2 protein-coding genes are annotated in these 22,266 nt (G+C 74.3%); both read right to left on the reverse strand.

Annotated elements, in window-relative coordinates:
* Nucleotides 1-30: 30 nt before the first annotated feature.
* Entirely contained in the window at nt 31-10,374 is a 10,344-nt protein-coding gene (locus tag AB852_RS08745; protein ID WP_073785764.1) for a type I polyketide synthase, read from the reverse strand.
* A 70-nt stretch (nt 10,375-10,444) separates the two neighbouring features.
* Nucleotides 10,445-22,249, reverse strand: a complete 11,805-nt coding sequence (locus tag AB852_RS08750) for a type I polyketide synthase (protein ID WP_245876690.1) — start codon at nt 22,247-22,249, stop codon at nt 10,445-10,447.
* Nucleotides 22,250-22,266 lie beyond the last annotated feature (17 nt).

The raw sequence follows: 22,266 nt of genomic DNA on the forward strand, positions 1-22,266 counted from the left end.
GTGTTCGGCTTCTCCCTCTGCGGCAGTCGGTCAGTCACGTTCGCCGCCCAGGGCCATCCGGACGAGGTCGTCCACGTCCATGCCGTTGATGTCGGCCGCGGGCGCCGACGGCCCCGGCCGGTCGGCGAGGCGCATCAGCGCGTCGAGCAGACCGGCCCGGCGCAGCTCGGCCGGCGGGATGGTGGCGAGCAGGGAGCTGATCTCACGGTCCCCCCGGTCCGTCGTACCGGCGCTCCCCCCGGTGCCGGGGCCGCCCGGCTCGTCGGGCACCAGTCGGCCGGTCAGATAGGTGGCGACGGCGACCGGGGTGGGATGGTCGAAGACCAGGGTCGCGGGCAGTCGCCTCCCGGTGGCCGCGCTCAGCCGGTTGCGGAGTTCGACCGAGGTGAGCGAGTCGAAGCCGAGTTCCTTGAACGCCTGGTCCGGGTCGATGGTCCCGGCGCCGCCGTGACCGAGTACGTCCGCGACCCGGCCCCGTACCAGTTCGAGCACGGCTGCGACGCGTTCCTCCGGCGGGAGCCCGGTCAGCCGGCGGCGCAGCGAGTCGGCCTCGGCGGCGTCCGCTCCCGAGGCCGGGCGGCGGGCGCCGGGGACCAGGCCGGAGAGCAGAGCCGGTACGGGCGCGGTCCGCGCCGCCGTCCGCAGTCGGCCGAGGTCGACCTTGACCGGGATCAGCAGCGGTTCGTCCAGGGCGAGCGCGGCGTCCAGCAGTGCCAGCCCCTCCTCGGTGCCGATGGCCGCGGTGCCTCCCCTGGCCATGCGCCGCAGATCCGCGTCGGTGAGCGCTCCGGTCATGGCGCCGCGCCGCGCCCACAGGCCCCAGGCGAGGGACTGCGCGGGCAGGCCCAGTGCCCGGCGCTGCTGGGCGAGCGCGTCGAGGAAGGCGTTGGCCGCCGCGTAGTTGGCCTGTCCCGCGTTGCCGACCGTCGCGGACGCGGAGGAGAACAGGACGAAGGCCGACAGCGGCAGGTCTCGGGTGAGGGCGTGGAGGTTGAGGGCCGCGTCGACCTTGGGGCGCAGCACGTGACGCATCCGCTCGGGAGTCAGCGACTCGACGACCCCGTCGTCCAGGACACCGGCCGCGTGGACGACCGCGCTCAGCGGACGGTCGGCGGGGATGTCGGCGAGCAGGGCGGCGAGGGTGTCCCGGTCCGCGACATCGCAGGCCGCGACGTCCACGAGGGCGCCGCGCCCGCGCAGCCCGGCCGCCAGGTCCATCAGGCCCGGAGCCTGTGCGCCGCGTCGGCCGACGAGCAGCAGGTTTCGTACTCCGTGCACGGCCACGAGGTGCTGTGCCACCAGGCCGCCGAGCGCCCCGCCGGCGCCGGTGACCAGGACGGTTCCGCCGGTCGCGGCGATACCCGACGGCGTGTTCGTCTCCGGCCGCGGGTTCGGGTCCGGGTTCGGGTCCGCCTCGCGGTTCGGGTTCGGGTTCGGGTTCGCGGGGACGGTGACCCTGACGAGCCGGGCGGCGAGGAGCTTTCCCCCGCGTATCGCCAGTTGGGGTTCCGATCCGGCCAGTGCCTGCGGCAGCAGACCGGGGACGGCGGCCGGGTCGTCGGTGTCGATCAGCAGAAAGCGGCCCGGATGCTCGGACTGGGCGGAGCGGACGAGACCGCGGACCGCCGCCCCCGTGAGGTCGGTGACACCCTCCTCGGCGTCCGTGGCGACCGCGCCCCGGGTGACGAGGACGAGCCGGGTGCCGTCATCCCAGCGGGAGTCGGCCAGCCAGTCCTGGACGAGTCGCAGGGCGTCGTCCAACGCTGTGTGCACGGACGCGGCATCGGGTGGGGACGGGAGGTGCGAGGCATGGTCGCACCACGCCAGCACCGTGGCGGGCGGCGGCGTTCCCTGGTCCACCGCGGTGATGAGCGCGGCGAGATCCGGATGGCCGCCGGGGAACAGGCCCCGGCCGCCGATGACCGCCCAGCGCCCGAGGGGGTCGGCCGGCTCGGTGGCGGGCGTCGCCGACCACTCCAGTCGGTAGAGGGATTCAGGCCCTCCGCCCGGGCGGAGGGCGTCGAGATCGATCGGGCGGACGGCGAGCGCCTCGACCGACGCGACCGGGAGGCCGGACGGGTCGGTGGCGTCGATCGACACCGACCCGTCCGGCCCGAAGCCGAGTCGTACCCGGAGCGCGGTGGCAGCGGAGGCGTGGAGCCTGACACCGCTCCAGGAGAACGGCAGTCCGGCGGATGTCCGGTCCTGGCCCGGGTCGCTTCCCGGCCCGGTGCCGAGGAAAAGTCCCTGGAGGGCGGCGTCCAGGAGAGCGGGATGCAGACCGAAGGCGGAGGCGGACCGGTGCTGGTCCTGTGGCAGTCGCACCTCGGTGAAGACCTCGTCACCCCGGCGCCAGGCGGCGGTGAGCCCACGGAAAACGGGTCCGTAGCCGTAGCCGGAGGCGTGGAACCGTTCGTACAGGTCGTCGACGGGGACCGGGACGGCCCCGGGCGGGGGCCAGGAAGCGGTGCCGCCCGGGACGGGGGCGGGCGGCGGGTGCTCCGTCGCACGGTCAGCGGTGAGTCCGCCGGTAGCGTGCGCGGTCCAGAGCGGTGCCGCCGCGTCCTCGCGGCAGGAGAACAGGTCCAGGGAACGACTGCCGTGTTCGTCGGCGGCGCCGACCCGCACCTGCACACGGACGGCACCGTCGGCGGGAATCAGCAGGGGCGCCTGGAGCGTCAGCTCTTCCACCGAGTGGCAGCCCGCCTCGTCCGCCGCGCGCACCGCCAGTTCCACGAAGGCCGCGCCGGGGAGCAGCACCGTACCGGCCACGGCGTGATCGGCGAGCCAGGGGTGGGTGCGCAGCGACAACCGGCCGCTGAGCAGCAGCTCGCCCGTGTCCGCGAGCTCGATCGCCGCTCCGAGGATGGGGTGGTCGGCCGAGTCGAGTCCGGCCGATCCCACGTCGGCCGCTGTCGTGTGCGTCGGCTCGGGCCAGTAGCGCCGGTGCTGGAAGGCGTACGTGGGCAGTTCCACCCGCCGGGCCCCGGGGAACGCCCCGGACCAGTCCACCGCGAGCCCGCTCTCCCAGGCCCGGCCGAGCGAGTGCAGCAGCCGTTCGAGGCCGCCCTCCCCGCGCCGCAGTGTCCCCAGCACCGCCGCCTCCACACCCGCGGCCTCCACCGACTCCCCCACCGCCACCGCCAGCACCGGATGCGCACTCGGCTCCACGAAGAACCGAAACCCCTCCCCCAGCAGCCCGCGTGTCGCCTCCCCGAACCGCACCGTCTCCCGCAGATTCCGGAACCAGTACGAAGCATCCAACGACGCCGTGTCCAGCCAGCCACCCGTCACCGTCGAGAAGAACGGCACCGAACCCGACACCGGGGTGATCCCCGCCAGATCGGACAACAACTGTTCGCGGATCTCCTCCACATGCGCCGAGTGAGAGGCGTAGTCCACCTCGATACGACGCGCCCGCACCCCCCGCTCGACGAGCTGGTCGACCAGCGTCGTCACCGCGTCCGCGTCACCCGACACCACCGTCGACGACGGACCATTCACCGCCGCCACCGACAACCCACCACCCAAGGACGCGATCCGCTCCCGCACCACATCCACCGGCAACGGCACCGACGCCATGCCGCCGCGGCCCGCCAGCGCACCCACCGCACGACTCCGCAACGCCACCACCCGCGCCCCGTCCTCCAACGACAGACCACCCGCCACCACAGCCGCCGCGATCTCACCCTGCGAATGCCCCACCACCGCATCCGGCACCACACCGAACGAACGCCACACCTCCGCAAGCGACACCATCACCGCCCAGAGCGCCGGCTGCACCACATCCACCCGGGCCAGCACCCCCGACCCGCGCAACACCTCCGTCAACGACCAGTCCACATAAGGCGCCAACGCCCGCTCACACTCAGCCATCCGCCCCGCGAACACCACCGACCCGTCCAACAACCCCGCAGCCATCCCCACCCACTGCGAACCCTGACCCGGGAACACCAACACCGAACGGCCTTCGACAGTCCGACCGCTGTCCCATGATCCCGAGGTGTCGTCCGCCAACTGGCTCAGCAGGGAGTGCAGTTCGTCTCCGCTCCCGATCAGTGCCTTTCGGTGTTCGAAAGGTGTGCGCGCGTTCAGCGAGAATCCGATGTCGCGTGGTTCCAGCGCGGAGTGGCCGTTCAGGTGGTGGCTCAAACGCTCGGCCTGGGACCGCAGTGCCTGGGGGCTCTTCGCCGAGAGCAGCCAGGGCACCGCTGGAACGGAGGTCCGCGCGGTTGACGGGGCGTCGTCGGGCGGGGACGCCTGTTCCAGGATCATGTGGACGTTGGTGCCGCTCAGGCCGAAGGACGAGACTCCGGCGCGGAACAGACGACCGCCGGCCGGCCAGGGCTGCGGTTCGGTGGCGAGGGTCAGTGCTCCGCGTGTCCAGTCGACATGGGCCGACGGCTTTCCGACGTGCAGGGTGCGGGGCACCTGCCCGTGCCGCATCGCCAGCACGGTCTTGATCACTCCCGCCACACCCGATGCCGCCTGAGCGTGACCGATGTTGGACTTGAGTGAGCCGACCAGCAGGGGCCGGTCCGGCGCACGGTCCTGGCCGTAGGTGGCGAGCAGGGCCTGGGCCTCGATCGGGTCACCCAGGGTCGTACCGGTGCCATGCGCCTCCACCACGTCCACCTCGGACCCGGCCAGCCCCGCGTCCGCCAGCGCCGCACGGATCACCCGCTGCTGCGACGGACCGTTCGGCGCGGAGAGACCGTTGCTCGCACCGTCCTGGTTCACCGCCGAACCCCGCACCACCGCCAGCACCGGATGCCCGTTGCGGCGCGCGTCCGACAGCCGCTCCAGCAGTACGACGCCCGCTCCCTCGCCCATGCCCATCCCGTCGGCGTCGTCGGAGAACGCCTTGCAGCGTCCGTCCTCGGCCAGTCCTCGCTGCTGGGAGAAGCTGACGATGGCGCCAGGGGTCGCCATCACCGCGACACCGCCGACCAGGGCCATGGAGCAGTCGCCGCCGCGCAGCGCCCGGCCGGCGAGGTGCATCGCGACGAGTGAGGAGGAGCAGGCGGTGTCGACGGTCACCGCGGGGCCTTCGAGGCCGAGGGTGTAGGCCACCCGGCCGGAGACCACGCTGGGGGCGCTGCCGGTGAGCAGATGGCCGTCGCCTTCCCCCGACTGGGCGACCACGGCCGCGTAGTCGGCGTAGTTGACGCCGGTGAACACCCCGGTACGGCTGCCCCGCAGGGTCACCGGGTCGATGGCCGCGCGCTCGATCGCCTCCCAGCTCGTCTCCAGCAGCAGCCGCTGCTGGGGGTCCATCGCCAGCGCCTCACGCGGTGAGACGCCGAAGAACTCCGCGTCGAAGTCGGCCGCGTCGTGCAGAAAGCCGCCCCGCCGGGTGGTCGAGGTGCCGGGGCGGTCGGGGTCGGGGTCGTAGAGCGCGTCGATGTCCCAGCCGCGGTCGGTGGGGAACTCCGAGACGGCGTCGCCGCCCTCGGCGAGCAGTCGCCAGAGTTCCTCGGGGGTGCCGATGCCGCCCGGGAAGCGGCAGGCCATGGACACGATCGCGATCGGGTCGTCTTCGGGCGCCTGAGGGTGGGCGGTGGCGGCCGGGTCGGACGGTTGCGCCGTGGTGGTCCGCCCGCCCAGCAGCTCGGCGCGGATCTCCTCCGCCAGTGCGGTGGACGACGGGTGGTCGAAGATCAGGGTGGACGGCAGCCGCAGGCCGGTGGCGGCGTTGAGCCGGTTGCGCAGTTCCACGGCGGTGAGCGAGGCGAATCCCATGTCCTGGAACGCCTTGCCGGGCCGGATCGCGTCCGCCGTGGGATGGCCGAGGACGGCGGCCGCGTGGGTGCGGACCAGGTCGACCAGCCTGCGTCGCTGTTCGGCCTCGCCCAGGTTGGCCAGCCGTTGGCGCAGCAGGGCGGCGGCGGGCACCTCGGCGCCGTCGTCGCCGGTCGGGCGTTCCAGGGCGCGGCGGGCCTCGGGGACACCGGTCAGCAGCGGGCTGGGGCGGGTGGAGGTGAACACCGCCGCGAACCGTTCCCAGTCGATGTCGGCGACGGCGACCACGGTCTCGTCGTCGTCCAGTGCCTGTTGCAGGGCGTGGACGGCGATGTCGGGGGAGATCCGGGGCAGACCGTGCTGCTCCAGTTTGAACAGGTCGGCGTCCTCACCGGCGACTCGGGTCTGCCAGGGGTTCTCGGCCTGCCAGACGCCCCAGTCCACGGCGGTGGCGGTGAGGCCGCGTGCCCGGCGGTGCTGGGCCAGGGCGTCGAGATAGGCGTTGGCCGCCGCGTAGGCGGCGTGGTCGCCGCTGCCCCAGACGCCGGCGATCGAGGAGAACAGGACGAAGGCGTCCAGTTCCCGGTCGAGCAGGGCGTCGAGGTGTTCGGCGCCGGCGGCCTTGGCGGCGACGATCTGTGCGAACGCGGACATGGGTGTGCTGTCCAGCGGGGCGAGCGCGATGAAGGCGGCCGCGTGGACCACCGCGGTGACCGGGTCACCGGCTGCTTCCAGACCCGTCAGCAAGGCGTCGACGGCGTCCCGGTCCGTGAGGTCGCAGACGGGCAGGGTCAGCCGCACGCCGAGGGCGGCCAGTTCCGCGGTGAGTTCCGTCGCGCCGGGGGCCTCGGGGCCGCGGCGGCCCGGCAGGACAAGGTGTGCGGCGCCGCTTCGGGCCAGCCAGCGGGCGATGTGCGGACCGACGGCCCCGGTGCCGCCGGTGAGCAGGACCGTGCCACGGGGTTTCCAGCTCCTCGTCCGGCTGTCGTTCCTGGTGCCGTGGCCGAGGCGGCGGGCGAGGAGGCCGGAGGCACGCAGGGCGAGCTGGTCCTCGTGGCCGAGGGCTTGCGTATGTCCGTCGCCGTCGGCGCCGCGGGGGGTCGTCAGCAGCGCGCCGAGCCGGGTCCTGGCGCGGGCGTCGAGGTCCGGCGGCAGATCGATCAGTCCGCCCCAGCGGCCGGACAGCTCCAGTGCGGCCACCAGTCCGGTGCCCCAGATCAGGGCCTGGCGCGGGTGGGTGACCGGATCGTCGGCTCCCGTCGACACGGCTCCGGCGGTGGCGCACCAGAGGGGCGCGGTGAGGGCGAGGTCGCCCAGTGTCTGCACCAGGGCGACGGTCAGTGCCGTCCCGGTGGGCAGGGCGGGGTGGTCGGGGTGGGGCTGGTCGGCCACGGCCAGCAGCGACAGCACTCCGGTCGGAGCGCCGCCGCCGAGGGCGGCGGTGAGCGTGGCCGCGAGTTCCTCGCGTCGGATGTCGCTTGCCGTGAGTTCGGCCGTGACGACCGTGGCGCCCGTTTCGGTGAGCGCCAGGACCGGGCCGCGCACCCGTTCGTCGGATCCGTGACCGGCGGGCAGCACCACGAGCCAGGTCCCGGCGGCGGAGGTGGCGGCGGCCGGGTCGGGCAGTGGCTGCCAGCCGACGCGGTAGCGCCAGGAGTCGATGACGGTCTCGTCCCGTCGCTGTCTGCGCCAGCCGCGCAGAGCGGGCAGGACCCGGCCGAGTGTGTCCTCGTCGACGGCGAGGTGGGCGGCGATGTCGGCGGGGGCCTCGTGGTCGACCATGTGCCAGAAGGCCGTGTCGTGCGGGTCGGCGGCGGTCGGCGCCGCGTTCTGCGATGCCTCGGGCTCCAGCCAGTAGCGCCGCAGCTGGAAGGGGTATCCGGGCAGGGCCGTCGGACGGGCCCCCGTGCCGGCGAACACCGCGGCCCAGTCGACGCTCACGCCCGCCACCCACAGTTCGGCGGCCGAGGTCAGTACCCGGTGCGGTCCGCCGTCGTCCCGGCGCAGGGTGCCGACGACCACGGGCGGGTCCGCGGTGCCCATGTCCTCGGCGGTGTCCTGGAGGGCCATGGTCAGCACCGGGTGGGGCGACACCTCGACGAACACCTCGTGGCCCTGTTCGACCAGGGAGCGGACGGCCGTGTCGAAACGGACGGTCCGGCGGAGGTTGCGGTACCAGTAGTCGGCGTCCATGACCGTGGTGTCCAGCCGGTCTCCCGTGACGGTGGAGAACAGCGGCACCCGGCCCGCGGCCGGGCGCACATCCGCCAGCGCGGCCAGTACCTGGGACCTGATCCGTTCGACCTGGACCGAGTGCGAGGCGTAGTCCACGGGTACGGCTCTGGCCCGCACTCCTTGGGACGCGCAGTGGGCGAGGAGTTCGGTGAGGGCCTGTGTCTCTCCGGAGACCACGACGGCGGCGGGTCCGTTGACGGCGGCGACCGACAGCTTCTCGGCCCAGGGGGCGATCTCGGCCCGGACCCGTTCCTCGGACAGGGACACGGCGACCATGCCGCCGAGTCCGGCCAGGGCCCGGATGGCGCGGCTGCGCAGGGCGACGACCTTCGCCCCGTCCTCCAGCGTCAGCGCTCCCGCCACCACGGCGGCGGCGATCTCCCCCTGGCTGTGGCCGACCACGGCGTCGGGCCGGACACCCCAGGAGTCCCAGAGCGCGGCCAGTGACACCATCACCGCCCACAGCACGGGCTGCACCACGTCCACCCGTTCCAGGGAGGGTGCGCCCGGCGCGTCCTCCAGGACGTCGAGGAGCGGCCAGTCGACATGGGCGGCGAGGGCGGTGCCGCACTCGGTCAGCCGGTCCCGGAAGACGGGGCTGCTCGTGAGCAGGTCCCGTGCCATGCCGACCCATTGGGAGCCCTGGCCGGGGAACACGAGCGCCGTCCGGCCCTCGACGACCCTGCCGGCGCCCGCTACGACGTCAGCGGCGCCGGGCGGGTTCCCGGGCGCGCCGGTGAACACGCCCGGGTCGCCCGTGGACACACCGGCGAGCCCGTCCAGCAGCGCGGCACGTCCGTCGCCGATCACCACCGCACGGTGTTCGAAGGCGGAGCGGGTGGTCGCCAGGGAGTACCCGATGTCGACCGGTCGCGCGGCCGGGTCCGTGGCGAGACGGGCGCCCAGCCGGGCCGCCTGGTCCCGGAGCGCGGACGCGGTGCGGCCGGACAGGACCCAGGGCAGCACGGATGTCCCCGGCCCGGCGCCCGTCCCCGGTCCGGCTGCCGGGTCCGGGTCGGCTGCCGGGTCCGGGTCGGCTGTCAGATCCGGCCGCGGTGCCTGTTCCAGGACGACATGCGCGTTGGTGCCGCTCATGCCGAACGAGGACACCCCGGCCCGACGGGGACGGTCCGTGGCGGGCCAGTCCCGGGCCTCGGTGAGCAGTTCGACGGCGCCCGAGGACCAGTCGGCGTGCGGGGTGGGCTCGTCCACGTGCAGAGTGCGGGGCAGCACGCCGTGCCGCAGGGCGAGCACCGTCTTGATGACCCCGGCGACCCCGGCGGCGGCCTGGGTGTGCCCGATGTTGGACTTCAGCGACCCCAGCCACAAGGGCCGTTCGGCGGACCGGTCCTGACCGTAGGTGGCCAGCAGGGCGTCCGCCTCGATCGGATCACCGAGGGTGGTGCCGGTGCCATGGGCCTCGACCGCGTCCACGTCCCGGGCGGCCAGCCCCGCGTCCGCGAGGGCCGCCCGGATCACCCGCTGCTGGGAGGGGCCGTTGGGCGCGGTCAGCCCGTTGCTCGCGCCGTCCTGGTTCGTCGCCGACCCGCGCAGCACGGCCAGCACCGGACGGCCGTTGCGCCGGGCGTCCGACAGCCGCTCCAGCAGCAGCATGCCGACGCCCTCGCCCCAGCCGGTGCCGTCCGCGGCGGCGGCGAACGGCTTGCAGCGGCCGTCGGCGGACATCGCGCCCTGCCGGCTGAACTCCACGAACACCGCCGGCAGCGCCATCACGCTGACCCCGCCGGCGAGCGCGAGCGAGCACTCGCCGGCGCGCAGGGCACGCGCCGCGAGATGCAGCGCCACCAGCGACGCCGAGCAAGCGGTGTCCACCGTGACGGCGGGGCCTTCGAGGCCGAGCGCGTAGGACACCCGCCCGGACATCACACTCATCGAGTTCCCCGTCATCAGGAACCCCCGCACGGCTTCCGGGGCGGTGGCGCCCAGTGTCGCGTACCCCTGGTCGATGGCCGCGGCGTACACCCCGGTGCGGCTGCCCCGCAGGGTGAGCGGATCGATGCCGGCCTGCTCGACGGCCTCCCAGGACGCCATGAGCAGCAGCCGCTGCTGCGGGTCCATCGCCACCGCCTCACGGGGCGAGATACCGAAGAAGTCGGGGTCGAAGTCCGCCGCGCCGTCGAGGAAGGCACCCTGGCCGGGGACCCCTTCACCGGCCGGCCAGGCAGTCTGCCAGCTCCGGTCGTCGGGGACGGGGGTGATCGTGTCGCGGCCCGCGACGAGCAGGTCCCACAGGTCCTCCGGGGTGCGGACACCGCCGGGGAAGCGGCAGCTCATCGCCACGATCGCGATCGGTTCGCGGTTCCGGGCCTCGGCCTCCCCGAGCCTTCGCCGGGTCTCCCGCAGGTCGATGGTCACCCGGTTGAGGTACTCACGCATCCTCTGGTCGCTCACAGGACACCGCCGTTCTGGTCTCGGGAGGCTCGGGCAGCGCGGACAGGGCCCCGGGTCACGCGGATCCCAACTGCCTGTCGATGTAGTCGAAGACCTCGTCGTCGCTCGCCGACTCGATCCGGTCGGGAGCCAGATCGTGCGCGTCGCCCCCGTCCGTGGCGGGGGCGGGTGTCCCGCCGGGCAGCGGGCGCGACAGCACCTCCCGCAGCCGGGACGCCAGTTCGTCGCTGACGCCGTCCGGGGGCAGGGCCTCCAGCAGTGCCTCCAGGGTGTCGAGTCCGGCCCGGACCGCCGCGTCACCCGTCGGGCGTGCGGCCGTGGTCAGCGCCGTGAGATGGCGTGCCAGCGCCTCCGGTGTGGGGTGGTCGAACACGAGCGCGGGCGGCAGCCGCAGCCCGGTCGAGGACACCAGCCGGTTGCGCAGCTCGACCCCGGTGAGGGAGTCGAATCCGACTTCCTTGAACGGGCGTGCCGCGCGGATCAGGTCCGGTGAACTGTGGCCGAGCACCGCCGCGGCGTTCCCGCGCACCAGATCGAGCAGCGTCCGGTACAGCTCGGCCTCCGGGAGCGCGGCGAGTTGCTGTGCCATGGAGCGGGCGGGAGCCGCGGCGGAGGAGGCGGTGCCGGTGCGGGCGGGGCGTACCAGGCCGCGCAGCACGGCGGGCAGCCGGTCGTTCGCCCGCAGGGCGGACGGGGTGATCCTGGCCGCGAGCCGGTAGGAGTGCGGGGAGTTCAGTGCCGCGTCGAACAGGGCGAGCCCTTCGGCCGATGTCAGCGCGCCCGCCCCGGTGCCCCGGTCCCCGGTGACCCCGGCGGTCATCACGCTGCGCTCCTCCCACAGGCCCCAGCCGATGGACAGGCCCGGCAGCCCCTCGGCCCGGCGTTCGGTGGCCACGGCGTCGAGGACCGCGTTGGCGGCCGCGTAGTTCGCCTGCCCGGCCGCGCCGAACAGGGCGGCGCCCGAGGAGAACAGCACCAGGGCCGCGAGGTCGGAGTCCCGGGTCAGTTCGTGCAGGGCGAGTGCCGCGTCCGCCTTGGGCCGCAGGACGCGGTCGAGGCCGTCCGGCGTCAGACGGGCGATCGTGGCGTCGTCCAGGACTCCGGCCGCGTGCACGACGGCGGTCAGCGGATGTGTACCGGGCACCGCCGCGAGCAGGGCGGCGAGCGCGGTACGGTCGGCGACGTCGCAGGCGGCGACCGTCACCGCGGCCCCGAGGCCGGTCAGCTCCTCCACCAGTTCCGGCATTCCGGCGGCGGAGCCGCCCCGGCGCCCCGCCAGCAGCAGATGCCGGGCGCCGTGCGCGACGACCAGATGCCGGGCCAGGATTCGTCCCAGGGTGCCGGTGGCCCCGGTGACCAGGACGGTGCCCTCGGGGTCCAGCGGCGCGGGGAGCAGCAGGACGTTCTTGCCGACCCCCCGGGCCTGGCTGAGCGAGCGCAGGGCGGCGGGGGCACGCCGGATGTCCCAGCCGGTGACGGGCAGGTGATGGAGCGCACCGCGCTCGAACAGGTCCAGGATCTCGGCGAGCATCTCTCCGATGCGCTGGGGACCGGCCTCCATCAGGTCGAACGCCCGGTAGCGCACACCGGGGTGCTGCCGGGCGACCGTCGACGGGTCGCGGATGTCGGTCTTGCCGAGTTCCACGAACCGGCCGCCGTTCGGCAGCAGTCGCAGACCCGCGTCGACGAACTCCCGCGCCAGGCTGTCCAGTACGACGTCGACGCCCCGTCCGGCGGTGGCCGTGAGGAAGGAATCGGCGAAGTCGGTGGTGCGGGTCGAGGCGATATGGGTGTCGTCCAGTCCGTTCGCGCGCAGTACGTCCCACTTGGCGGGGGCGGCGGTCGCGAACACGCGTGCCCCGGCGTGCCGGGCCAGCTGGACCGCCGCCATGCCGACGCCGCCCGCGGCGGAGTGGACCAGTACGGACTCGCCGCGCCGCAGCCCGCCGAGATCGAACAGACCGTAGTGGGCGGTGAGGAACACCACCGGCACGGACGCGGCGCGGGCGAAGGACCAGCCGGCCGGTATCCGGGCGATGGTGCGGCGGTCGGCGACGGCGACCGGGCCGAACGCGCCCCCGAAGATCCCCATCACCCGGTCCCCGGGGGCCAGGTCGTCCACGCCGGGGCCGGTCTCGATGACGGTTCCGGCCCCCTCACTGCCCAGGCCCTGCTGTTCGGGGTCGGGGTCCAGACCGAGCGTGGCGATGACGTCGTGGAAGTTGAGCCCGGCGGCGCGCACCGCGATCCGGACCTCGCCCTTGCCCAGCGGGGCGAGGGCGGCGGGAGCGGGCACCGGCGCGATGTCCTCCAGGGAGCCCCGGCCGTCGGTGGACAGCCGCCAGGCGGGATCGGCCGGCAGGGACAGCGTCCCGTCGGACCGGCCCCCGCGGACCAGCCGGGGCAGCAGCGGCGCCCCGGCCCGTAGCGCCAGTTCGGGTTCACCGCCCGCCAGTGCGGCGGGCAGCGCGCCCGCCGCTTGTTCACCGGCCCCGGCCAGGTCGATGAGTACGAAGCGGCCGGGATGCTCGGCGCGCGCGCTGCGCACCAGACCCCACAGGGCGGACTGGGCGGGGTCGACGGGACGGTCGGTCGGCCCCGTACGGACCGCGTCCGTGGTGAGCAGGGCCAGTCTGGCCGCGGCGAACCGCTCGTCGGCCAGCCACCGCTGGACCAGGGCGAGGCAACCGTGCGCGGTGGCGTGCACCCGGTCGGCCGGGTCGGGCAGGGCGGCGGTCGCGACCGTCGCGACGATCACCTCGGGGAGGGCGGTGCCCGACCCGAGGGCGGCGCCCAGGGCGTCGAGGTCCGGCCAGGAATCCGCGCCGGGGACAGCGCCGCCGAGGGCGGCCCAGGTCGGGGCGGGGCCGTCGGCCCGGGTGGTGGCCGGTGTCCAGTCGAGGTGGAACAGCAGATCGGCGTGGGCGGCGGCGGACAGCGGTCCGCCGGGGGCCGGGGGCCGCAGAAGCAGGGACTCCACGCCGAGCACCTGCTGACCGGCCAGGTCATGGGCGGAGAGGGTCACCGCGTCCGGGGCGTCGGCGGTGAGCCGCACGCGCAGGGTGGTGGCCCCGGTGATCCTGCTGGTCACCCCGGTCCAGCTGAACGGCAGCCGGGCCCGGCCGTCCTGATCGGGCAGCAGCGCGGCGATCTGGAGGGAGGCGTCCAGCAGTGCGGGGTGCAGCACGCATCCGGCGGCGTCGGCGTGCTGCGGCTCCGGCAGCACCACCTCGGCGAACACCTCGCCGTCGCGGAGCCACGCGGCGCGAAGACCACGGAAGGCGGGGCCGTAGTGGTAGCCGGCTTCGGCGAATCGCTGGTAGAGGTCGTCGGTGTCCACGGGCTCGGCACCGGGCGGTGGCCAGCTCAGCAGACCGGCGGGGGACACTGCCTCGGTCATGTCCCCGGCGGGCTGGGGCGCCAAAGTGCCGCTGGCGTGCTCGGTCCAGGGCGAGTCGGCTTCCCTCGCGGCGCGGGCGAACACACTGAGCCGTCGTCGGCCGTCACCGTCGAACGCTCCGACCCGTATCTGTAGCTGAACGGCTCCCTCGTCCGGCATCACGAGCGCCGACCCGAGGGTGAGTTCCTCGACCACGGGGCAGTCCGCCTCGGCCGCGGCGCGCAGCGCTAGTTCGAGAAAGGCCGTGCCGGGGAACAGCACGACGCCCGACACCGCGTGGTCGGCCAGCCAGGGATGGGTCTCCAGCGACACCCGGCCGCTGAGCAGCAGCTCATCGGAGTCCGCGACCTGCGTCGCCGCGCCGAGCAGCGGGTGCCCGGTCGTGGCGAGTCCCGCCGACGCGACGTCCCAGCTCGTGGTCGGAACGTCGAGCCAGTAGCGCTGGCGTTGGAAGGCGTACGTGGGCAGCTCCACCCGCCGGGCACCCGGGAACATCCCGGACCAGTCCACCTCCAGCCCCCGCACATATCCCTGACCGAGCGAGTGCAGCAGCCGTTCGAGGCCGCCTTCCCCGCGCCGCAGTGTCCCCAGCACCGCCGCCTCCACACCCGCGGCCTCCACCGACTCCCCCACCGCCACCGCAAGCACCGGATGCGCACTCGGCTCCACGAAGAACCGGAACCCCTCCCCCAGCAGCCCGCGTGTCGCCTCCTCGAACCGCACCGTCTCCCGCAGATTCCGGAACCAGTACGAAGCATCCAACGACGCCGTGTCCAGCCAGCCACCCGTCACCGTCGAGAAGAACGGCACCGAACCCGACACCGGAGTGATCCCCGCCAGATCAGCGAGAAGCTGCTCACGAATCTCCTCCACATGCGCCGAGTGAGAGGCATAGTCCACCTCGATACGACGCGCCCGGACACCCTCCCCCACCAACCCGTCAACCAGCTGGGTGACCGCGTCCGCGTCACCCGACACCACCGTCGACGACGGACCATTCACCGCCGCCACCGACAACCCGCCACCCAGCGAAGCGATCCGCTCCCGCACCGCATCCACCGGCAGCGGCACCGACGCCATGCCGCCGCGGCCCGCCAGCGCACCCACCGCACGGCTGCGCAGCGCCACCACCCGCGCCCCGTCCTCCAACGACAGACCACCCGCCACCACAGCCGCCGCGATCTCCCCCTGCGAGTGCCCCACCACCGCATCCGGCACCACACCGAACGAACGCCACACCTCGGCCAGTGACACCATCACCGCCCAGAGCGCCGGCTGCACCACATCCACCCGGGCCAGCACCCCCGACCCGCGCAACACCTCCGTCAACGACCAGTCCACATAAGGCGCCAACGCCCGCTCACACTCAGCCATCCGCCCCGCGAACACCACCGACCCGTCCAACAACCCCGCAGCCATCCCCACCCACTGCGAACCCTGACCCGGGAACACCAACACCGAACGACCCGACACCACCCCACCAGCACCGGTCACCACACCCGCCGCGGGCAACCCCCGCGACAACGCGCCCAATCCGTCGGCGAGCTTGTCCGCGGTGCCCACCACCACCGCACGGTGTCCCAGGGCGGTACGGCCCGTGGCCAGGGAGAACGCCACGTCGTCGGCGGAGACGTCCGATCCGTCACCGAACTCGGCCAGCAGCGCCGCCGCCTGGGCGCGCAGCGCCTCGGGGGTGCGCGCCGAGAGCAGCCAGGGGACGGCGGTGGGCGCGGTGTCCGGCGGGCCGGACCGGTCGGTCGGGGGCGTCGCTGGGGCCTGTTCCAGGATGACGTGGGCGTTGGTCCCGCTCACTCCGAAGGAGGAGACACCGGCCCGGCGCGGACGTTCCGTGTCGTCCCACGCCCGGGCTTCGGTGAGCAGCTTGCCGGCCCCCGCGGACCAGTCGACCTCCGGTGTCGGACCGTCCACGTGCAGGGTCTTCGGCATCACCCCGTGCCGCAGCGCCAGCACCGACTTGATCACTCCGCCCACACCCGCCGCCGCCGAGGTGTGCCCGATGTTGGACTTCAACGAGCCGATCCACACCGGGCGTTCGGCGGGGCGCCCCTGTCCGTACGTCGCGAGCAGCGCCTGGGCCTCGATCGGGTCGCCCAGGGTCGTGCCGGTGCCGTGCGCCTCCACCACGTCCACCTCGGACGCGACCAGTCCCGCGTCCGCCAGCGCCGCACGGATCACCCGCTGCTGCGACGGACCGTTCGGCGCCGTCAGGCCGTTGCTCGCACCGTCCTGGTTCACCGCCGAACCCCGCACCACCGCCAGCACCGGATGGCCGAGACGCCGCGCGTCCGACAGCCGCTCCACCAGCAGCATGCCCGCGCCCTCACCGAAGGCGGTGCCGTCGGCCGCCGCGGCGAAGGACTTGCATCGGCCGTCCGGGGCGAGACCGCCCTGGCGGCTGAACTCCACGAACAGTTCGGGGCTGCACATCACGTTGACACCGCCGGCCAGGGCCATGGAGCACTCGCCGGATCGCAGTGCCCGCACCGCGAGATGCAGGGCCACCAGCGACGACGAGCACGCGGTGTCCACCGTGACCGCGGGGCCCTCCAGTCCGAAGAAGTAGGCCAGGCGCCCGGAGACGACGCTTCCCGAGTTGCCGGTGCCGAGGAATCCCTCGACGTCCTCGGGGATGTAGGGCAGCAGGCGTGCGGCGTAGTCCTGCTGCATCAGCCCGACGTACGTTCCGACGCGAGCGCCGCGCAGGGTGGACGGGTCGATGGCCGCGCGCTCGAACAGTTCCCAGCTCGTCTCCATCAGCAGTCGTTGCTGGGGGTCCATCGCCAACGCCTCACGCGGCGAGATGCCGAAGAACTCCGCGTCGAAGTCGGCCGCGTCGTGGAGGAATCCTCCGTCGCGGGTGAGGGAGGTGCCGGTGCGGTCGGGATCGGGGTCGTACAGCGTGTCCAGGCCCCAGCCGCGGTCCGTGGGGAATCCGGAGATGCCGTCGCGGCCCTCGGCCAGCATCCGCCACAGATCCTCGGGCGAGCGGACACCGCCGGGGAAGCGGCAGGCCACGGAGACGATCGCGATTCGGTCGTCGTCCGCGTCCTGGTCCCGGCCGGTCGCCGCGGCGGGTGGGGCGGGGACCGGGGCCGACACCGTGTCCGTCAGTCCGGTCCGCAGGAAGTCCGCGAGCGCCGTCGGCGTCGGGTGGTCGAACACCAGGCTCGCGGGAAGCCGCAGACCGGTGGCGGCGGTCAGGCGGTTGCGCAGTTCCACCGAGGCCAGCGAGTCGAATCCCAGTTCGCGGAACGCCCGTCCGGGGTCGAGGGCGTCCGGGGAGGCGTGGCCGAGGACCGATGCCGCGTGGGTGCGGACGAGTTCGCCCAGCAGCCGTGTCCGTCCGGCGGCGTCGAGTGCCGCGAGACGCCGCCGCAGCGCGTTGTCGTCGGCCGTCGTGTCCGCGGTGGCCGACGCCCGGCGCGGTGGTGTGCGTACGAGACCCCGGAGCAGCGGCGGCAGTGTGCCGTCCGCCGCCGCGGACCGCAGGGCCGTGGTGTCGAGGCGTATCGGCACCAGGGCGGGACGGTCCACGGTGAGGGCGGTGTCGAAGAGCGCGAGCCCCCGCTCGGTGGAGAGCGGCGGCATCCCGGAACGGGCGACGCGTCGCACATCGGCGTCCTCCAGGTGGCCGGTGAGGGCGCTGGGCTGCTCCCACAGGGTCCAGGCCAGGGACTGACCCGGCAGTCCCGCCGCCCGGCGCTGTTCGGCGAGGGCGTCGAGGAAGGCGTTGGCGGCGGCGTAGTTGGCCTGTCCGGGGCCGCCGAAGGTGCCCGCGGCCGAGGAGAAGAGGACGAAGTGCGCGAGGTCCAGGTCCTGGGTCAGCTCGTGCAGATGGAGGGCGGCGTCGACCTTGGGGCGCAGGACGCCGTCCACCCGTTCGGGGGTGAGTGCCGTGACGACGCCGTCGTCGAGGGTGCCGGCGGTGTGGACCACGGCGGTGAGCGGATGGTCGGACGGCACGGCCGCGAGCACGGCCGCGAGGGCGTCCCGGTCGGCGGCGTCGCAGGCGACGATGTCGGTCTCGGCCCCCAGTGCGGTGAGTTCGGCGCGCAGTGCCCCGGCGCCCGCGGCGGCCGGACCGCGGCGGGACAGCAGCAGCAGCCGCCGGACGCCGTGCCCGGTGACCAGGCGGCGGGCGACATGGGAGCCGAGGAGGCCGGTGCCTCCGGTGATGAGGACCGTGCCGGTCGGGTCGAGTGCCCGGACGGGTGCGGCCGGTCCGTCCGGCTCGCTCCTGGCGATCCTGGCCAGCCGGGGCACCAGGACGTCCTCGCCCCGTACGGCAGACTGCGGTTCTCCCGAGGCGAGGGCCGCCGCGACGCCGGCGGAGGTGCCGTATTCGTCGCTGGGGTCGAGGTCGAGCAGGGCGAAGCGTCCCGGATGCTCGGACTGGGCGGAGCGGACCAGGCCCCAGAGCGCGCTGTGCGCAGGGTTGCGCACGGCCTGCCCGGCGCTCACCGCGCCCCGGGTGCGGAACACCAGGCGTGATGCGTCGAAGCGTGCGTCGGTGAGCCAGGTCCGCACGTCGGCGAGGGCCTGGTGGACGGTCGAGCGGACCGTCTCGGCGGGGCCGCCCGCGTCCTCGTGCTCCGCGCAGGCCAGCAGTACCGTTTCGGGCACCGGCGCCCCGGCGTCGACCTCGGCGACCAGCGCGGCCAGGTCCGCGGTGACGTGGACCGGTGCTCGGGTCCCGCCCGGTTGCGCGGCGACCCACTCCACCTCGTACAGGTCCTGGTGACGCCGTGTAGCGGGGCGGCCGGTGGCGGGTTGTCCGGTGCCCGCGGGCCGGAGCACCAGCGCGTCCACCGTCGCCACGGCGCGGCCGGTCGGGTCGGTGACATGGAGCGCCACCGCGTCGGGTCCCGCCGGGGTGAGCCGGACGCGGATCGCCCCGGCGCCGGTGGCGTGCAGGGTGACACCGGTCCAGGAGAACGGCAGCCGTCCCCCGGGGTGGGCGTCCGCGCCGGGGGTGCCGGGCAGTCCGGTGGCGTGCAGGGCCGCGTCCAGCAGCGCCGGGTGCAGGCCGAAGCGGTCGGCGTCGGGGGCGGGCCCGGCCGGCAGGACGGCTTCGGCGAACGTCTCGTCGCCGCGTCGCCAGGCCGCTCGCAGGCCCTGGAAGGCGGGACCGTAGACGAATCCGCCGGCCGCGTAGCGGTCGTGAAGGCCGTCGAGGGCGATGGGCTCGGCGCCGGGCGGCGGCCAGGGCGCCGGTTCGCCGTCCGTGGTGCTTTGCGCGGGGTCCTCGGCCAGTACGCCCTCGGCGTGCCGGACCCACTCGTCGTCGTCCGGGTCCTCGCCGGTGGGTGTGTCGGGCCGGGAGTGCAGGCTGAGCGGGCGGCGTCCCCGGCGGTCGGGTGCGCCCACGGTGAGCCGCAGTACGGTCCCGCCCCGCTCGGGCAGCACCAGGGGGGTTTCGAGGGTGAACTCCTCGACCCGGGGGCAGCCGACGCGGGCTCCGGCCTGGAGCGCGAGTTCCAGGAAGGCTGTTCCCGGGAGCAGCACACTGCCCTGGACCGCGTGGTCGGCCAGCCACGGGTGGCTGCGGGTCGACAGCCGGCCGGTGAGCAGCAGGCCGTCGCTGTCGGCGAGGACCACGACCGCGCCCAGCAGGGGGTGGTCCGCGGGGGTCAGTCCGGCGGAGGTGACGTCGGCGGCGGGCGCGGCGCCGTCCTCCAGCCAGTACGGGTCCCGCTGGAACGCGTAGGTGGGCAGTTCCACCCGTCCGGGGCGGCGTCCGGCGAAGACGGTGTCCCAGTCCAGGGGCACGCCGCGCAGATGGAGTTCGGCCAGGGACTCGGTGAATCTGCGTGGTCCGCCCTCGTCGCGGCGCAGCGTGCCGACGGCTGTGGCGTCGGCGCCCGCGTCCTCGACGGTGTCCAGCATCGGGACGGTGAGGACGGGGTGGGGGCTGCTCTCCAGCAGTACCTGGTAGCCGTCCGCCAGCAGGGCGCGGGTGGCCTGTTCGAAGCGGACGGTGCCGCGCAGGTTGCGGTACCAGTAGTCGGCGTCCAGGGCGGAGGTGTCCTCCAGCGGTCCGCCGCTGACGGTGGAGTAGAACGGGATGCCGGACCGGCGCGGGGTCAGTCCGGCGAGCTGGGTGAGCAGTTCCGTCCGGATGTCCTCGACGTGGGCGCTGTGCGAGGCGTAGTCGACGGGGACCCGTCGGCTGCGGATGTCCTGGGCCGCCGTTCGCGCGAGGAACTCGTCCAGGGCGTCGGTGTCGCCCGAGACGACCGTGGACGAGGGTCCGTTGACCGCGGCGACGGAGAGCCGGCCGTTCCAGGGGGCGATCCGTGCGGCGGCCTGTTCGGCGGGCAGTGCCACCGAGGCCATCCCACCGCGGCCGGACAGGGCGCGTATCGCCCGGCTGCGCAGTGCGACGACGCGCGCGGCGTCGTCCAGGGAGAGGGCGCCCGCGACGCACGCCGCCGCGATCTCCCCTTGTGAGTGGCCGATGACGGCGCCGGGGGTGACGCCGTGGGAGCGCCACAGCTCGGCCAGGGAGACCATGACGGCCCACAGGACCGGCTGTACGACGTCCACCCGGTCCGCCGGGGGTGTGCCGGGGGCGCCGCGCAGGACGGCCTCCAGGGACCAGTCGACGAACGGCGCGAGGGCTCGTTCGCAGTCCGCCACGCGGGCGGCGAAGACCGGCGCGCGGTCCAGCAGCCCGACCGCCATTCCGGCCCATTGCGATCCCTGTCCGGGGAAGACCAGGGCGACCGCGCCGCCCGTTCCGGCGATGCCGCGCACCAGGCCGGGGGCGGGTGTGTCGGCCGCCAGGGCGTCGAGGCCGGCGCGGAACTCGTCCGGGTCGGCGCCGATCAGGACCGCCCGGTGCTCATGGGCGGCGCGGGTCGTCGCGAGGGCGTGGCCCACCTCGGCCGGGCCCGGCCCGGGGTGGGCGTCCAGATGGGCCCGGAGCTGTCCGGCCTGGGCGCGCAGGGCCCCGGCGGTGCGTCCGGAGAGCACCCAGGGCACGACGGGCGGCGGGGTGCCGTCGGCGGTGTCCCGGGTCTCCCGCGTCTCGTCGTCGCCCGCGGGCTCGGCCGGGTCGTCCGCCTGTTCCAGGACGATGTGGCCGTTGGTGCCGCTGACGCCGAACGAGGACACCGCCGCCCGGCGCGGCCGTCCGGTGTCCGGCCATGGAGTGCTCGCGGTGACCAGGCGGACCGCGCCCGCCGTCCAGTCGATCCGCGGGGACGGGTCCTCGGCGTGCAGGGTCGGTGGGACCGTGCCGTGCCGCATGGCCAGTACGGTCTTGATGACGCCGCCGACCCCGGCCGCCGCCTGGGTGTGTCCGATGTTGGACTTCAGCGAACCGAGGAGCAGCGGCTGTCCGTCCGTGCGGTCCTGCCCGTAGGTGGCCAGCAGGGCCTGGGCCTCGATCGGGTCGCCGAGCGGGGTGCCGGTGCCGTGCGCCTCCACGACGTCCACGTCGGCGGGGGTGAGTCCGGCGTTCGTCAGTGCCTGGCGGATCACCCGTTGCTGGGCGGGGCCGTTGGGGGCGGTGAGTCTGCTGCTGGCGCCGTCCTGGTTGACGGCGGTGCCGCGGATCAGCGCGAGGACGGGGTGCCCGTTCCGGCGGGCGTCGGAGAGGCGCTCCAGCAGCAGCGTCCCCACGCCTTCGCCCCAGCCGGTGCCGTCGGCGGTGGCGGCGAAGGACTTGCAGCGGCCGTCCCTGGCCAGACCGCCCTGCCGGCTCATCTCCACGAAGGGGACGGGTGTCGACATCACCATCGCGCCCCCGGCGAGCGCCAGGGCGCAGTCGCCCGCGCGCAGTGCCTGGGCGGCGAGGTGGATCGCGACCAGGGAGGACGAGCAGGCGGTGTCGACGCTCACCGCCGGGCCCTCCAGGCCGAAGGTGTAGGCGACCCGGCCCGAGGCGACGCTGTCGGAGCTGCCGTTGCCGAGGTAGCCGGCCACGTCGTCGGGGACCTGGCGCAGCCGTACCGCGTAGTCCTGGTACATCATCCCCGTGAAGACCCCGGTGCTGCTGCCCCGCAGTGACACGGGGTCGATCCCGGCCCGCTCGAACGCTTCCCAGGTGGTTTCGAGGAGCAGCCGCTGCTGCGGGTCCATGGCCAGGGCCTCGCGGGGGGAGATCCCGAAGAATCCGGGGTCGAAGTCCCTTATGCCGTCGAGGAATCCGCCCCGTGCGGCGTAGCTGGTGCCGTTGCGCAGCTGGTCCGGGTCGTCCAGGTGGTCCAGGTCCCAGCCACGGTCGTCGGGGAAGCCGGTGATCGCGTCGGTGCCGTCCGTGACCAGGCGCCACAGGTCTTCCGGCGACCGGACCCCGCCGGGGTAGCGGCAGCTCATCGCGACGACGGCGATCGGTTCGCGGCCCGCCGCCTCGGCCTCGGTCAGGCGCAGGCGGGTGCGGTGCAGATCCGCCGTCACTCGCTTGAGGTAGTCCCTCAGCCTGTCGTCGTTCACCCTTGCCTCGCCGCCTT

It is taken from the genome of Streptomyces uncialis (assembly GCF_001905345.1).
GTDB lineage: Bacteria > Actinomycetota > Actinomycetes > Streptomycetales > Streptomycetaceae > Streptomyces > Streptomyces uncialis.